Source organism: Micromonospora sp. NPDC050200 (assembly GCF_040656135.1).
In the GTDB taxonomy this organism is placed as follows: Bacteria; Actinomycetota; Actinomycetes; order Mycobacteriales; family Micromonosporaceae; genus Micromonospora.
The window spans coordinates 23,039-38,449 of record NZ_JBFALG010000059.1 but is presented as its reverse complement, the minus strand read 5'-3'; the positions used below and the strand labels follow the sequence as shown (position 1 = coordinate 38,449).

At 74.3% G+C, this 15,411-nt stretch carries 13 protein-coding genes; 2 read left to right on the top strand and 11 right to left on the bottom strand.

Translation table 11 applies throughout. The annotated features are described in order from the left end of the window. Nucleotides 1-108 precede the first annotated feature (108 nt). Entirely contained in the window at nt 109-2,193 is a 2,085-nt protein-coding gene (locus AB0I41_RS28385; RefSeq protein ID WP_357113627.1) for a molybdopterin-dependent oxidoreductase, read from the bottom strand. A gap of 91 nt (nt 2,194-2,284) precedes the next feature. Next, nucleotides 2,285-3,766, bottom strand: a complete 1,482-nt coding sequence (locus AB0I41_RS28380; protein ID WP_357113635.1) for a peptide MFS transporter — start codon at nt 3,764-3,766, stop codon at nt 2,285-2,287. Between the two features lie 218 nt (nt 3,767-3,984). Between AB0I41_RS28380 and AB0I41_RS28375 the strand changes: the two genes are divergently transcribed. After that, the gene (locus tag AB0I41_RS28375; protein ID WP_007070998.1) at nt 3,985-4,326 is read left to right on the top strand and encodes an RNA polymerase-binding protein RbpA; all 342 of its coding nucleotides are present in this window, start codon (nt 3,985-3,987) and stop codon (nt 4,324-4,326) included. A gap of 63 nt (nt 4,327-4,389) precedes the next feature. Here AB0I41_RS28375 and AB0I41_RS28370 read toward each other — a convergent pair whose 3' ends face one another. The 3 genes from AB0I41_RS28370 to lnt form a co-directional block, all read right to left on the bottom strand. After that, nucleotides 4,390-4,932, bottom strand: a complete 543-nt coding sequence (locus AB0I41_RS28370) for an FxsA family protein (RefSeq protein ID WP_357113625.1) — start codon at nt 4,930-4,932, stop codon at nt 4,390-4,392. Nucleotides 4,933-5,019: 87 nt separating this feature from the next. Further along, nucleotides 5,020-5,802: a polyprenol monophosphomannose synthase gene (locus tag AB0I41_RS28365; RefSeq protein ID WP_357113623.1), complete on the bottom strand. Its 783-nt coding sequence runs from the start codon at nt 5,800-5,802 to the stop codon at nt 5,020-5,022. Between the two features lie 26 nt (nt 5,803-5,828). Beyond that, on the bottom strand, nt 5,829-7,406 hold the full coding sequence (lnt, locus tag AB0I41_RS28360; RefSeq protein WP_357113633.1) for an apolipoprotein N-acyltransferase: 1,578 nt from the start codon (nt 7,404-7,406) through the stop codon (nt 5,829-5,831). Between the two features lie 147 nt (nt 7,407-7,553). Here lnt and AB0I41_RS28355 point away from each other — a divergent pair, with 147 nt between their 5' ends. After that, on the top strand, nt 7,554-8,258 hold the full coding sequence (locus AB0I41_RS28355) for an alpha/beta hydrolase (RefSeq protein ID WP_357113621.1): 705 nt from the start codon (nt 7,554-7,556) through the stop codon (nt 8,256-8,258). 387 nt (nt 8,259-8,645) lie between these two features. Here the strand turns inward: AB0I41_RS28355 and AB0I41_RS28350 are convergent, their stop codons facing one another. From AB0I41_RS28350 to AB0I41_RS28325, 6 genes are all read right to left on the bottom strand, one after another. Then, a complete protein-coding gene (locus AB0I41_RS28350; RefSeq protein ID WP_357113619.1) occupies nt 8,646-9,983 on the bottom strand; it encodes a glutamate mutase L in 1,338 nt (445 codons plus the stop codon). Further along, entirely contained in the window at nt 9,980-10,372 is a 393-nt protein-coding gene (locus AB0I41_RS28345; protein ID WP_357113617.1) for a hotdog domain-containing protein, read from the bottom strand. The genes AB0I41_RS28350 and AB0I41_RS28345 overlap by 4 nt, the downstream gene beginning before the upstream one ends. After that, complete coding sequence (locus AB0I41_RS28340) at nt 10,369-11,148, bottom strand: OAM dimerization domain-containing protein (protein WP_357113615.1); 780 nt, start codon at nt 11,146-11,148, stop codon at nt 10,369-10,371. The genes AB0I41_RS28345 and AB0I41_RS28340 overlap by 4 nt, the downstream gene beginning before the upstream one ends. Continuing rightward, a complete protein-coding gene (locus AB0I41_RS28335; protein WP_357113613.1) occupies nt 11,145-12,707 on the bottom strand; it encodes a lysine 5,6-aminomutase subunit alpha in 1,563 nt (520 codons plus the stop codon). Before AB0I41_RS28335 ends, AB0I41_RS28340 begins: the two co-directional genes overlap by 4 nt. A 73-nt stretch (nt 12,708-12,780) precedes the next feature. Next, nucleotides 12,781-14,352: an amidohydrolase family protein gene (locus AB0I41_RS28330; RefSeq protein WP_357113611.1), complete on the bottom strand. Its 1,572-nt coding sequence runs from the start codon at nt 14,350-14,352 to the stop codon at nt 12,781-12,783. Between the two features lie 5 nt (nt 14,353-14,357). Beyond that, nucleotides 14,358-15,407: a zinc-binding alcohol dehydrogenase gene (locus AB0I41_RS28325; protein WP_357113631.1), complete on the bottom strand. Its 1,050-nt coding sequence runs from the start codon at nt 15,405-15,407 to the stop codon at nt 14,358-14,360. Between the last annotated feature and the right edge of the window lie 4 nt (nt 15,408-15,411).

Genomic DNA, 15,411 nt, shown 5'->3' with positions numbered 1-15,411 from the left:
GCTGCGCGCCGCCGAGGCCGACCGGGACGCCGCCCAACGGCGGGCGGCGCAGCTCGCCGACCAGGTCAGCGACCTGGCCGCCGCGCTGGCCCGGCTCGGCACGCCGCCTCAGGCGGGCTGACCGGCGCCCAGCAGCTCGGCCGGTACGCCCTCGACCTGCACCCGGGTGTCGTGGAAGGTCGGCCCGCCACCCAGGTCGGTGTCGCGGACCGCGGTGACGGCGTTGACGGTGCTGCCGCCGGGGCTCAGCCGCGCCCAGTACGCCTTGTAGGTGAACGCCAGCCCCGGCCGGGTGGCGTCGTCCACGGCGACGGTGGCCAGGAACGCGCCCCGGTCGTTGTGCACCCGCGCCGCGTCGCCGTCGGCCAGACCCCGGGCGGCCGCGTCGTCGGGGTGCAGGTGGATGCGGGGCGGGCCGGCGCGGTCGAGGTGCCAGGGCAGCGAGGCGAAGGTGGAGTTCATCAGGAACCGGCCGGCCGGGGAGATCAGCGCCAGCGGGAACCGCCGCGCCAGCGTCGGGTCGGCGGCCTCCACCGGCGGGGTGTAGCCGATCAGCGGGTCGACGCCCTGCCCGGTGAGCTGCGGGTCGTGGAACCGGGCCCGCCCGTCGCGGGTGGGGAAGCCACCCTTGGCGTACGGGGCGGCGCCGACGTCGACGCCGGTGTCCCGCGCGTACGTGTGCTCGCGCAGCTCCTCGAAGCTGACCCCGGTGCCGTCGAGCAGTTGGCGGGCCAGTTCCTCGTCGCTGTCACGCAGCCGGGGATGGGTCAGGCCGAGGGCGGCGGCGATGCGGCGGAAGATCTCCGTGTTCGGCAGCGCCTCCCCCGGCGGGGTGACCGCCGGCAGGTTCAGCGTCGCGTAGTGGTGGCCGTAGGAGGTGTGCAGGTCGAGGTGTTCGGGCTGCATGGTGGCCGGCAGCACCACGTCGGCCCAGTCGCAGGTGTCCGTCCAGCGCTGTTCCAGCACCACGGTGAACAGGTCGGCCCGGCGCAGCCCGTCGCGCAGCCGGTTCTGGTCGGGGGCGGTGGCGGCCGGATTGGCGTCGAACACCACCAGCGACGTGACCGGCGGGTCGGCCTCGCCGGTCAGCGCGGCGGCGAGGCGGCTCATGTTGATCGACCGGGCCGGCGGGGCGGGCAGGTCCGGCGGCCGGGCCACCCGGTCGGGGCCGATCCGGTGGTGCCCGGAGGTCGTGCACAGCGCCCCGCCGCCCGGGTACCGGAAGTCCCCGGTGAGCAGCGGGATCGCCGCGATCGCCCGGACGGCCTGTCCGGCGCCGGCATGCCGTTGCAGGCCCAGCCCGACCCGGATGGCGGTGGGCCGGGTGGTGGCGATCCGCTCACCGAGGCGGCGGACCACGTCGACGTCGAGCCCGCACTCGGCGGCGGCCCGGTCCACCGGCCACTCGTCGAGGCGGGCGTCGAGGCGCTCCCAGCCGACGGTGTGCGCGGCCAGCCACTCCCGGTCGACGCCGCCGGAGTCCCGGACGTGGCGCATCAACCCCAGCGCGAGGGCGGCGTCGGTGCCGGGCAGCGGCGCGACGTGCTCGTCGCTGCGGGCGGCGGTGTCGGTGCGCAGCGGGTCGACGGTCACCACGTACGCGCCGCGCCGCTGCGCCTCCTGCACGAACGGCCAGTGGTGCAGGTTCGTGGAGAGCAGGTTGGCGCCCCACAGCACGATCAGCTTCGCGTCCACGACGGACTCCGGTTCGAAGCCGACCGACCCGCCGTAGACCGACTGGAGGGCGGCGCGGGCGGCGGCGGTGCAGATCGTGGTGCGCAGCCGCGACGCGCCGAGGTGGGCGAAGAGCCGCGGCCCCATCGTCCAGCCCTGCACCAGGCCCATGGTGCCGGCGAAGTAGTACGGCAGGATCGCCTGCGGCCCGTCGCGGTCGATGCTGGTGCGCAGCCCCGCCGCGACCCGCCCGAGTGCCTCGTCCCAGCTCGCCGGCCGGTACGACACCGGCCCGGCGCCCTTGGGCCCGACCCGCACCAGCGGCCGGGTGAGCCGGTCGGGTCCGTTGACCGCGTCGAGGTAGCGGTTGACCTTGCCGCACAGCGCGCCCCGGGTGAACGGGTGGTCCCGGTCGCCACGCAGCGCGACGGCCCGGCCGTCGGTGACGGTGAGCTGCCAGGTGCAGGTGTCCGGGCAGTCCAGCGGGCAGGCGCCGGGGTGGATCGTCGTGCGGGCCATGGCGCGGATGCTATCCCCACCGCGCGACGCCCGGGCGGCCCCGACCGCCGCCGCCCGGGTGTCGCCGCCGGTGGGCCGCCCGGTTCGGGGCTCAGTGGATGCCGGCCATCAGCCGGGAGATGTGCCGGGTGAACATCACCGCGCCGAGGCCGAGGGCGACCGACGCCAGCCCGAAGGTGAGGAAGTAGGTCGGTTCGGGCCAGGTCTCGGCGAGCCGGGCGACCTGCCCACCGATGGCGTCGCCGACGGCGGTGGCGAGGAACCACAGGCCCATCATCTGGCTGGCGTACTTGACCGGGGCGAGCTTGGTGGTGGCGGACAGGCCGACCGGGCTCAGTGACAGCTCACCGGCGACCTGGATGGCGTACACGGCGACCAGCCACCACGGGGAAACCAGGTCCCCGCCGACGGCGGCCCGCGCGGCGGCGGCCATCAGCACGAACGACAGGCCGTTGAGGACCAGGCCGACGGCGAACTTCACCGGCGTGGAGACCCGGTGGCCCAGGCGCAGCCAGAGCCAGGCGAACAGCGGCGCCCCGATGATGATCAGGACCGGGTTGACCGACTGGAGCCAGGAGGCGGGGAAGGTGAAGCCGAACACGTCCCGGTCGGTCCGGTCGGCGGCGAAGATGTTCAGCACCGACCCGGCCTGGTCGTAGATCAGCCAGAAGGCGGCGGCGAAGACGAACAGCCACAGGTACGCCTTCATCCGGCTGCGTTCGGTGCCGCTGAGCTCCCGGTCGGTGATGATCCGCGCGAAGTAGCCGACGGTGATCACGACGGTGGCGACGGTGAGCGCGTTGACCACGGTGTTGACGGTGAACAGCCCGGCCACGGCCAGCGCGGCGAGCACCAGCAGCAGCACCAGCACGCCGAGGCCGGCGCGGGTCAGTGCGCGGCGGCGGTCGGCGCCCAGCAGTGGGTCGGCGGGGCGGTCGCCGGCGTTGCCGAGGTTGCGCCGGCCCAGGACGTACTGCAGCACGCCGAAGGTCATGCCGATCGCGGCGGCCCCGAACCCCAGATGCCAGTTGATCTTCTCGCCGAGGAAGCCGGTGACCAGCGGGGCCAGGAACCCGCCCAGGTTGATGCCCATGTAGAAGATGGAGAACCCGGCGTCGCGGCGGGGTGAGTCGCGGTCGTACAGCCCGCCGACCATGGTCGAGATGTTGGGTTTGAGCAGTCCGGTGCCGAGCACGATCAGGGTCATGCCGGCGAAGACGCTCCACCGGACGGGGATCGCCATCACGTAGTGCCCGGCGGCGATGACCACGCCGCCCCACAGCACGCTGCGGCGGGCCCCGATCAGCCGGTCGGCGACCCACCCGCCGGGCAGCGCCATCAGGTAGACCATCGCGTTGTAGGTGCCGTACACGGCGTTGGCGGTGGACTCCCGCATGCCCAGGCCGTCCTCGGCGACCGCGGCGGTCAGGTACAGCACGAGGATCGCGCGCATGCCGTAGAAGCTGAACCGCTCCCACATCTCGGTGAGGAACAGGGTCGACAGCGCTCGCGGGTGACCGAAGAAGGTCCTCCCACCGGGCGGTCGGGCATCGACCGGCGCGTCACTGGTCATCGTCACCTCCGGCACACCTGAGGCGCTAACATGCCCGGTGAGCGCCGAAACACTCCACCGATCCGACCCGGCCGGGGACGACCCCGCCGGGTCCCGCTCATGGCCGGTTACCCTTGCGGGGGCCACCGGGCCGGATCAGCCAGCCGGGCGGGAATGCCGCGGCGGCGACGGGCCGTTACACCGAGAAGACCAGCACCACGAATGAGGGGAAGTCGATCATGGGCGAGCGTATGCTGCGCGGTAGCCGGCTGGGCGCGGTCAGCTACGAATCCGACCGCAACACGGAGCTCGCGCCGCGTCAGACCCGCGAGTACCTGTGCGCCAAGGGCCACCAGTTCGAGGTGCCGTTCGCCGTCGACGCCGAGGTCCCCACGACCTGGGAGTGCAAGTTCGACGGCAGCGTCGCCCGGCTGGTCGACGGCACCGAGCCGGAGCAGAAGAAGGCCAAGCCGCCGCGTACCCACTGGGACATGCTGCTGGAGCGCCGCTCCATCGCCGAACTGGAGGACATCCTCGCCGAGCGGCTGCAGGAGGTCCGCACCCGCCGCGGCCGCGCCTGACCGGCCCCGCACCACGACGACGGCGCCCCCGGGAATCTTCCCGGGGGCGCCGTCGTGTGTACGTCAGGGCCGACGCGGCTCGACGATCTCGCCCTCGATGGCCCGGCCACCGTCGACCACCTGGGGCTCGGCGTCGACGACCTGCCCGTCCACGGTCGGCTCCGACGCCGGCCGGCTGGCGCCCCGGCGCACCCGCACCTTCCGCGGCCCGAACAGGTCACCGGCGACCATCGACGACACCCGGCGCTCGGCGGCACGTTGCACCCCGGCGCGGGCCAGCCGGCGCACCGGCGGCACCAGCAGCGCCAGACCCACCAGGCCACTGACCAGCCCCGGGGTGGCCAGCAGCAGCGCGCCGAGCAACCCCACCAGACCGTCGGTCACCTGCCGCCCCGGCGGCTGCCGGGCCTCCACCGACGAGCGGAACCCCCGCCAGGCGCGCATCCCCTCCCGGCGCAGCAGCACCAACCCGAGCAGGGACGCCGCGAACACCAGCAACACCGCCGAGCCGAACCCGATCACCCGGCCCACCCCGACGAAGACCGCCAGCTCCAGCACCACCGCCAGCAGCAGGGCCGGCGGCACGAACCTCAGGTAACGGCGCATCTCACCTCATCCGCGTCGCGCGGCGCCCGGTCGTCAACCGGGGCACGGGGCGGAAACCCCGCCCCTCCAGCATGACACGCCGACGCGTCACGGCCACCGGCCCGCGACCCGCCGGCCGGGCCGCGCCGCCGCCCGCCGGTCCCGCAGCCCCCACGTGGTGATCCGCCACAGCGCCTCGGCCACGATCAGCGGGCTCATCTTGCTCGCGCCGCGTTCCCGCTCGGCGAATGTGATCGGCACCTCCACGATCCGCACCCCCGCCCGGTGCGCCAGCCGCGACAGCTCCACCTGGAACGAGTAGCCCTGCGAACGGACCGACTCCAACTCCATCGCGGTCAGCGCCGCCGACCGGTACACCCGGTAGCCGCCGGTGGCGTCGGAGACCGGCATGCCCAGCGCCAGCCGCGCGTACAGGTTGCCGCAGCGGGACAGCAGCAGCCGGCGCAGCGGCCAGTTCAGCACTTTCGCCCCGCGGGTCCACCGGGAGCCGATCACCACGTCGGCGTCGCGGGCGGCGGCCAGCATGGCGGGCAGGTCCTCCGGGGCGTGCGAGCCGTCGGCGTCCATCTCCACCACCGCGTCGTAGCCGCGCCGGCGCGCCCAGGCGAACCCGGCCAGGTACGCCGCGCCGAGGCCCTCCTTGCCGGGACGGTGCAGCACGTTGACGTGCGGGTCGGTGCCGGCCATCGCGTCGGCAAGGGCACCGGTGCCGTCGGGGCTGTTGTCGTCGGCGACCAGGATGTCCACCGCCGGCGCGGCCTCCCGGACCCGGGCGACGACGTCGGTGAGGTTCTCGGCCTCGTTGTAGGTGGGGATCACCACCAGCACCCGTCCCACCCCGGGGTGGCCCACCTGCACTGGCTCGCTCACCGCACCCTCCGCATCTGCCCCCGGCGTCACCGGCCGGCGTCGACGTCCCGGCGGCGTACGTGACGCAGCCCGCCGGCGGCCACCAGGACCGCCACCGCGAGGCCGGCCAGGGCCACCTCCGGCCACACCCCGGCCCGGGTGGCCGGGGTACGCCCGTCGGCGAGCGTCATCTGACGCACCACCACCGCGCGGGTGTTGAACCCGGTGGCGCCGCTTACCCGCCCGGCGGGGGTCACGAACCCGGACACCCCGACCGTGGAGGCCATCAACGCGCCGCGGCCGTGCTCGACGGCGCGCAGCCGCACCATGGCCAACTGCTGGCGGGCCTCGGCGACGTCGAAGGTGGCGTTGTTGGTCTGCACCACCAGCAGCTGCGCCCCGCCGTCGACGGTGTCCCGGACCAGCCCGTCGTAGGCGACCTCGAAGCAGATCACGTCGCCGAGCACCGCTGGCCCGGACCGCACCACCCCGGGCGTGTCACCGGGGACGAAGTCGTTGCGCACGAGGTCGACCTGCTTGCTGACCATCCGGGCGATGTCGCGCAGCGGCACGTACTCGGCGAACGGGACGGGGTGCCGTTTGGTGTACAGCTGGGACATGTCCGACCCGGTGCCCGGCCGCCACAGGATGCCCGCGTTGCGTACCTGCCCCTGCCCGGGGCCGAGCAGCACCGCGCCGACCAGGATCGGCGCGCCGATCGCGTCGGCGGCCTGGGAGATGCGCGCCCCGGCGGAGGCGTTGCGCAGCGGGTCGATGTCGGAGGAGTTCTCCGGCCACACCACCAGGTCGGGGCGGGGCTGCGCGCCGGCGTCGACCCGGGCCGCCAGGTCGAGGGTGGCGTCGACGTGGTTGTCGAGCACCGCCTGGCGTTGGGCGTTGAAGTCCAGCCCGAGCCGGGGCACGTTGCCCTGCACGACCGCGACGGTGACCGTCCGGCCGGTGCCGGCCGCGCCAGCGGGCACCAGCAACGCCCCGCCGGTGACGGCGAGGGCCAGCGCCACCAGCAGCGCCACCGGCGCCCAGCCGCCCCGGTCGCGCCCGGGCCAGCGCCGCCACGCGCCCGCGAGGAGCAGCCCACCGGTCAGCGCCACCGCGAACGTCACCAGTGGCGCGCCGCCGAGCCAGGCCAGCCGCAGCAGTGGGGAGGTGTCCTGGCTGAACGCCAGCCGCCCCCACGGGAACCCGCCGAACGGGGTGCGGTCGCGCAGCGCCTCCTGCGCCACCCACAGCAGCCCGGTCACCACCGGCCACGCCCAGCGGCGCCGGTCGACCAGCGGGGACACCCACGCGGTGGCGGCGCCGAGCAGCGCCAGGTAGCCGGCCTGCAGCAGCGACAGCAGCAGCCACGGCAGGTAGCCGGTGTGCAGGTTGGTCCACTCCAGCATCGGCGCGAACAGCGCCACCCCGGTCAGGAACCCCAGGCCGGCGCCGGTGCGCAACCGCCGCCGGTGCGCCGCCGCGCCCAGCAGCGCCACCCCCACCGGAGCCAGCGGCCACACCCCGTACGGGGGGAACGCCAGCAGCATCGCCAGCCCGGCGAGCACAGCAACGGGCACGGCCAGCCGCAGCGGCAGCGCGCGCGGGGTGTCCGCGCGGCCTGCCACCTCGGTGGCACCGGTCTCATCCCGGTCGAGCGTCGTCACCGGCACCTCACCACGATCACGGCCGAAGGCTACCCGGCCGGCGCCGGAACCTGCCGCCAGCCGGGCCCGGAGGGGTTTCCGTCGTACCCGGCTGGCACGGTGAACGGCATGACGGAGCCCGTGACCGTGACCTACGTGCTGATCCCCGGCGCCGGCGGCAGCGCCGACTACTGGCACCTGCTGGTCGCCGAGCTGCGCCGGCGCGGCCGGGAGGCGGTGGCGCTCCAGTTGCCCGCCGCCGACCCGGACGCCGCCCTGCCCGAGTACGCCGCCGTGGTCCGCGCCGCAGTCGACCCACACCCGCGGGTGGTGCTGGTGGCCCAGTCCCTCGGCGCGTTCACCGCCCCGCTGGTCGCCGACCATCCGGCGGTGCGGCTGCTGGTGCTGGTCAACCCGATGATCCCCGCGCCGGGGGAGACGGCCGGCGACTGGTGGGCGGCCACCGGCCACGGCCCGGCCCGCGCCGCGTACGCCGCCGCCCAGGGCCGCGACCCGGACGCCGGCGTCGACCTGACGGTGGACTTCTTCCACGACGTGCCCGCAGGGGTGACCGCCCGGATGCTCGACGGCGCGGGTGAACAGGAGTCGGAAGCGGTGTTCGTCCGGGCGAACCCGCTGCGCCGCTGGCCGGACGTGCCGACCCGGATGGTGACCGGCCACGACGACCGGTTCTTCCCCGCCGACTTCCAGCGCCACCTGGCCGCCGAGCGCCTCGGCGTGCGGCCCGACGAACTGCCCGGCGGGCACCTGCTGGCGCTGAGCCAACCACACCGGCTGGCCGACCTGCTGGAGTCGTACGCCCGGGACGTCTGAAACAAATCGGGGCGCGGCATACGCCGCGCCCCGATGCTCCCAGGCCCTCCCCGGCCGGTGGGGCGAGAGTGAGGTGCGCCGACCTTCGGACCGACCTGACGCGGACTGGCTGCCCCCGCCGGGCCGTTGTCTACTGGCCGTGCCTCCCACCCTGCCCGTACACCGGTAACCGCGGCCGGTTCGCGCCGCCCCGCCGACCCCCGCCCGCTGGACCTGGCCGCCGCGACGAGTTGCACCGTGTCGCTCGGCCAGCGGACGAAGGGACGAAGCGAACAACAGCCGCTTCCCGTAGTAGGACTCAAAGACGGTACGGCTTGCACCCCCGCCGCTGTCAACCCACCCCCGGCCAGTCGTGTGTTGCGCCACGGCGTGTCGCGTCGGCGCGTCTCAATCCGTGCCGAGATGCCGACGCAGCAACCCGCGCGCCGCCCCCGGATGATCTCCGGCGAGCAGACCACCGGCGGCCAGCACGTAGTCCACATCGACCACCGCGCGGGCCTCCCGCGGCAGCGGCCACCCGCCGGCGTGGTCGGCCAGCACCGCGGCGAGCACCCCGGCGGCGTCCGCGGCGGGCGCGTGACGCAGCACACCACCGGAACCCACCATCAGCCGCACGTCCCGCAGGTCCCGGCCGGCGCGCTCCCCGGTGGCCGCGCCCCGGGCGTGCCGGCGCAGCGCCACCGTCGCGGCCAGCGCCGCGATCCGCCGGTCGGCGACCCGCTCGGCGTCCGAGCCGGCCAGGAACCCCGGATCGGCGGCGCGCACCGCCGCCGCCGCCGCCAACGCGTCCTGCTCCGCCGGGGCGAGCAGGCGTTCCTCGGCGGCCGCGCGGACCACCCCGGGCGCGCTCCACCGCATGCCCAGGTCCCCCTCGACGGTGCGGGCCCGCCACAACGTCCCGGCGACCTCCCGGCCGGGCCCGTCGGCCCGCTCGTCGGGCGTGAGCACCGAGTACACGTCGGTGGTGGCCCCGCCGACGTCCACCACCGCCAGGTCCCCGCCCAGGGTGTCGGCGAGCACCTCCACCCCGGTCAGCACCGCGTCCGGGGTGGCCGCCCGCACCAGCCGCGCGAACCGGGTCCCCCGGGACAGCCGCTTGCCGCCGATGACGTGCCGCAGGAACACCTCCCGGATCCCCGCCCGCGCCGACGCCGGAGCCAGCACCCCGATGCGCGGCAGCACGTTGTCCGCCACCGTCACCGGCACCCCCGCCCCGGCCAGCAGCGCGGACAACCCGTCGCGGACCGCGACGTTGCCGGCCAGCACCACCGGCACCCGCCAGCGGGCCTTCGCCAACCGGGTCGCGTTGTGGGTCAACGTGTCGGCGTCCCCGCCGTCGGTGCCGCCGACCAGCAGCACCACGTCCGGGCGGGCCGCCCGCAGCGCCGTCAGGTCCGTCGCGCCGAGCCGGCCCGCGGCCACGTGCACCACGTTCGCGCCCGCCGACAAGCCCACCCGGCGGCCCGCCTGCGCGGTCACCAGGGGCTCATAGCCGACCACGGCCAAGCGCAGCCCACCGCCGGCGGACGAGCAGACGTACCAGGGCAGATCGCGGACCCCGAGCCCGGCGGTGGCCGCGCCGACGGCGGCCTCCAGGCCGTGCAGCACGTCCGTGCCGACCGTGGTCGGCGCCGACGCCGCCGCGACCAGCCCGGCACCGTCGAGGTCCACCACCGCGACCTTCGTGTACGTGGACCCGACGTCGGCGCAGACGGCGAGACTCACGCCGACGGCGGGACGACCACGGTGCCGGTCGCGGTGACCGCCACGATCGGCGTCTCCAGCACCTCCGCCGCCGACTCCGACCGGTCCGGGCGGCCCCGGCACACCACCCTGGCCTCGAAGTCGATGGTGCGGCTGCGGGTGCCCACCCGGGTCACCGTCGCCACCACCTCCAGCACGTCCCCCGCCTTCATCGCGCTGCGGAACTGCACATCCGAGTACGACGCGAACAACCCCTCGTCGCCGTCGGTGCGGATGCACACCTCCGTCGCCACGTCCCCGAACAACCCCAACGCGTACGCCCCGTCGACCAGGTTCCCCGCATAGTGGGCGTGCGAGTACGGCACGTACCGCCGGTGGGTGACGGTCAGCCCGACCCGGGAATCACTCATGCCTTCGCCTTCTTGTTCGTGATCAGCGCGTGCACCAGGTAGCTGGCCACCTCACCCGGGGTGGTCCCCCGGCCGAAGATCCGGTCCACGCCCAACTCGCCGGTCATCGTCTCGTCGAACCGCGGCCCGCCCACGATCAGCAGCGGCCGCCTCCCGGCCGGCATCGCCTCCCGGAACGCCGCGGACATCTCCCGCGTGTTGTGCAGGTGCGCGTCGCGCTGCGTCACCACCTGCGACACCAGCACCGCGTCGGCCTTCTCCACCCGGGCCGCCTCCACCAACTCCGGCACGCTGACCTGCGCGCCCAGGTTGGTGACCTTCAACTCCCGGTAGTACTCCAGGCCCTTCTCCCCCGCGATGCCCTTGACGTTGAGGATCGCGTCGATGCCCACGGTGTGCGCGTCCGTGCCGATGCACGCCCCCACCACCGACAGCTTGCGCCGCAACCGCTGCTTCACCACCGCGTTGACCTCCTTGGCCGACAACAGCGGGAAGTCCCGCTCGACCACCTGCACCGCGGCCAGGTCCACCAGGTGGTTCACCCGCCCGTACACCACGAAGAAGGTGAACGCGTCACCGACCGGCTTCGCGTGCACCAGCATCGCCGGGTCGATGCCCATCCTGTTGGCCAACTGCACCGCCGCGCCCTCGGCCCGCTTGTCGTGCGGCACCGGCAACGTGAACGACACCTGCACCATGCCGTCACCGGTGGTGTCCCCGTACGGCCGGACGATCTTCTTGTCGGCGCCGGCAGCGCCGACCTCGACGGCGGTCATGCCGCCTCCCCTTCCAGGATCTCGGTGGCCGGGTTGTAGTAGTCGCCCTCGTGCGCGGCCACCCCGGCCAGACCCTTGCCCCGGTCCGCCGGCCGCTTCATGATCCCGAACGTGCCCTCGGCGATCGCCGTCAACAGCGACTGGTCACCGATACGCTCCAACAGCTCCAGCGCCTCACCCAGCACCAGGTTGGCGCGCCGCTGGATGAACCCGCCCGGCGCCGGCACGAAGTCCTCGTGCAGCCCACCGGCCGCGCCGAGGACATACCGCACGTTCTGCAGGGCGATGTCCCGGTCCGACAGCCACGGCGTCACCACCGCCTCGGTCATCATCCCCACCAGCAGGATGCCCTGCCCGGTCATGGTGCCCACCAGGTTGAAGAACCCGTCGAGCAGGTTGCCACGGAACACGTCCCCGGTCATGTGCTTCGTCGGCGGCATCCACTTCAACGGCGCGTCCGGGAACAACTCCCGCGCCAGCAACGCGTGCGCCAACTCCAGGCGGAACGACTCCGGCAGATCCGGGTTGATCTCGAACGCGTGCCCCAACCCCAACTGCCAGTCGGCCAACCCGGCCTCGTGCGCGAAGAACTCGTTGAGCAGCTGCGACACCGTCACCGTGTGCGCCTCGTCCACCGCGTCGGCAGTGGTCAGGTAGTTGTCCTCACCCGTGTTGATGATGATCCCCGCCCGGGCGTGCACCTGCCGGGAGAACCGCTGGTCCACGAACGTGCGGATCGGGTTGATGTCGCGGAACAGGATCCCGTACATCGAGTCGTTGAGCATCATGTCCAGACGCTCCAGACCCGCCAGGGTCGCCATCTCCGGCATGCACAGACCCGACGCGTAGTTCGTCAACCGCACGTACCGGCCCAACTCCTTCGACGTCTCGTCCAACGCCGCCCGCATCAGCCGGAAGTTCTCCTGCGTGGCGTACGTGCCAGCGAAACCCTCCCGGGTCGCCCCCTCCGGCACGTAGTCCAGCAGCGACTGGCCCGTCGACCGGATCACCGCGATCACGTCCGCGCCCGCCCGCGCCGCGGCCTGCGCCTGCGGAATGTCCTCGTAGATGTCACCGGTGGCCACGATCAGGTAGATCCACGGCCGCTGCGCCGGATCCCCGTACCGCTTCACCAGCCGGTCCCGCTCGGCGCGGCGCCGGTCGACCAGCCGGACCCCCGCGCCCACCGCCCGCCGCGACGCCTTCCGCGCCGCGGTCGCCACCTTCCCGGTCGGAGCCGCGAACCGCACCGACCCCGCCGCGGCCTTCTGCGCCAGCAACGTCACATCCGTGATGTCCTCCCGGGCCAGCGCGTCGAACACCGGCACCGCCACCCCGTGCCCCAGGCCGACGTCGGCGACCACCGCGTCGACGAGGCGGTTCACCCACGGAATGCCGTCCGGGTCCGCGCCGGTCACCCCGGCCAGCCGCAGCACCGCCCGCTCCACCGACACCGTGGTGTGGCTGCGCGCCAGATCCACCACCGGCTGCCCGGCCCGGCGCGCCAACTCCCGCGCCCGGGCCACCAGCACCGGATCCAGGTCAAGCTTGCCGGTCACGCCACCACCTCACTGCGCCCGGTGCCGCCCCGACGGCCCTGTGCCGTGCCGATGACTCGCTCGCTACGCTCGCTCACGCAGACCCTTCCTCATAGATGACCTCACCGCGCAGCACCGTGCGCCGGCACACCGGCAACGGCGTCGGATCCTCCGCGCCCCGCAGCTCCGGGTCCTCGGCCTGCAACACCGGCAGACCCCGCTCCACCCCCGCCGGGGTCGACCACACCGCGAACGTCGCCGGCGCCCCCAACGCCAGCACACCCTCGTTGTCCAGGTGCACCGCCCGCCAACCACCCCGGGTGTGCGCCGCGAACGCCGCCCGCCCGCTCATCCGCTGCGCCGGGTTGTGGTGCGCCGCCGCCGCCCGCACCGACCCCCACGGGTCCAGCGGCGTCACCGGCGAGTCCGACCCGAACGCCAACGCCACCCCGACCGCGTGCATCGCCCCCATCGGATTCGACTCCAACGACCGGTCCAGGCCCAGCCGCGACTCGTACATCCGGCCCGCGCCACCCCACAACCGGTCGAACGCCGGCTGCATGCTCGCCACGATCCCGTACTCCACGAACCCGGCGATCAGCCGCCTGTTCATGATCTCCGCGTGCTCCACCCGGTGCCGGGCCGCCCGCACCCGCTCGGTGCCCAGCTTCTCCGCCGCCGCCGCGAAACCCTCCAGCACCGTCGAGATCGCCGCGTCACCGATCGCGTGGAACCCGCCCTGCATCCCGTGCGCCGCACAGTCCAGCAGGTGGTCACGCACCTCGTCCGCGGAGACGTACCCGTGCCCGCAGGAACCCCCGTCGCCGTCCAGGTACGCCCGCGACACGTGCGCCGTCCGCGACCCCAACGCCCCGTCGGCGAACAGGTCACCACCGGCCCCCACCGCGCCCAACTCCCGGGCCCGCGCCGCGCCCAGCAGCTCACCCCAGTAGCCGTACACCTCCGCCACGCCGTCCCCCGACAGCGCCAGCAGACCGGTGAAGTCCTCCTCGTCGGAGATCTCCGGACCCCCGCACTCGTGCACCGCCGCGATACCCAGCGACGCCGCGTGCGCCAACGCCGCCCGCTGCGCCGCCACCCGCTGCGGCCGCGTCACCGACTCGAACGCCGCCGCCCGCACCACGTGGTGGGCGTCGCGGCGCAGCCAACCCGACGAGTCGTACCCGACCGCCTCCGCCGCCCGCGGACACGCCGCCAGCAACGCCGACGACACCAGCGCCGAATGGATCGACGCCTGCGACAGATACACCCGCCGGCCCCCGGCCGCCCGGTCCACCGCCGCCGCGTCCGGCAGCTCCGGCACCGGCCAGTTCGACTCGTCCCAGCCGTGCCCCAGCACCACCGCGTCCGACGGCAACCCCGCCGCGAACGCCGCCACCGCGTCCAGCAGCCCCGCCGCCGACCGCACCCCGGACAGGTCCAGCCCCGACAACGCCAGCCCGGTGTCCGTGGCGTGCACGTGCGCGTCCACGAACGCCGGCGTCACCAACGCCCCGTCCAGCTCCACCACCCGGTCGGCGGTCGGCACGTCCCCGCCCGCCCCCAACCAGGCGATCCTGCCATCGGTCACCAGCAGGGCCGTCGCGCTCGGATCGGCCGGACAGTGCAGCAGCCCGCCGCGGTACAGAGTCGAGGGGTTCGTCATGGCACTCAGTGTGCCGCCAGCCGCGACTCGAACAGACCGCGGACCCCCGGCTCCGACCGCAACAACCCCAACGCCAGCTCCGCGTGACCGGGCACGTACCCGTTGCCCACCAGCATCGTCACGTCCGCCGCCAGGCCCTCCGCGCCCAACGCCGCCGCCGCGAAACTCGTCGCCATCGAGAAGAAGATCACCGTGCCGCCGTCCGCCGTGGCCAGCACCGCCCCGTGTTCGCAACCGGGCACGTCCACGCAGACCACCGTGACGTCCGCCGGCACCCCCAGCGCCGACGTCACCGCCGTCGACAGCGCCACCGGATCCCGCGCGTCGGCCAGCGCGACCACCGAGGCCAGACCGGCGTCGGCCAGCGCGTCACGCTCCGCCGCCACCGGCACCACCCCGACGGTACGGGTCGCACCCGCCCGCCGCGCCGCCGCGAGGGACAGCGACCCGCTCTTGCCGGCGCCACCGATCACCGCCACGTTCACCGGCGTCGGATCGCCCGCACGGTGCCGCTGCTCGACGTACCCGGCCACCACCCGCGCGGTCAGCGCCGGCGCCCCGCACACGTCCAGCACCGCCAGGGACAGCTCCGGGTGCAGGTCCACCGGCAGCACCGCGGCGATCGACCGGGCGAACAGGATCGCGTACCCGTCGCAGGGCACCTGCTCGCTGCGCCCGTCCCAGCGCGCCAGCCCGTCGAGGACGGTCAGCGGCGTCAGTGTCAGCGACACCAGCGTCGCCACCCGGTCGCCGGGCCTCAGCTCCAGCGGCGAGCGCCGGCCGACCTCCTCCACCGTGCCGATCAGCATGCCGCCCGACCCGGTCACCGGATTCTGCATCTTGCCCCGGGTGGCGATGATCTCCAACACCTCGGTGCGGACCCGCTCCCCGTCGCCGCCGTGCTTCTCCGACAGCTGCCGGAAGCTCGCCGCGTCCAGGTTCAGCCGCTCGACCCGGATCCGCACCTCGTTCGGCGCGATCCGCGGGTCGGCGTCCAGCCGCCACGCCGCCTGCGGCAGCACCCCCGCCGGTTCCACAACGCGGTGCAGACCCACCGGT

Coding starts and splice junctions, on each gene's coding strand:
- AB0I41_RS28385 (WP_357113627.1), bottom strand. CDS start 2,193: ATGGCCCGCACGACGATCCACCCCGGCGCCTGCCCGCTGGACTGCCCG.
- AB0I41_RS28380 (WP_357113635.1), bottom strand. CDS start 3,766: ATGACCAGTGACGCGCCGGTCGATGCCCGACCGCCCGGTGGGAGGACC.
- AB0I41_RS28375 (WP_007070998.1), top strand. CDS start 3,985: ATGGGCGAGCGTATGCTGCGCGGTAGCCGGCTGGGCGCGGTCAGCTAC.
- AB0I41_RS28370 (WP_357113625.1), bottom strand. CDS start 4,932: ATGCGCCGTTACCTGAGGTTCGTGCCGCCGGCCCTGCTGCTGGCGGTG.
- AB0I41_RS28355 (WP_357113621.1), top strand. CDS start 7,554: ATGACGGAGCCCGTGACCGTGACCTACGTGCTGATCCCCGGCGCCGGC.
- AB0I41_RS28345 (WP_357113617.1), bottom strand. CDS start 10,372: ATGAGTGATTCCCGGGTCGGGCTGACCGTCACCCACCGGCGGTACGTG.
- AB0I41_RS28340 (WP_357113615.1), bottom strand. CDS start 11,148: ATGACCGCCGTCGAGGTCGGCGCTGCCGGCGCCGACAAGAAGATCGTC.
- AB0I41_RS28330 (WP_357113611.1), bottom strand. CDS start 14,352: ATGACGAACCCCTCGACTCTGTACCGCGGCGGGCTGCTGCACTGTCCG.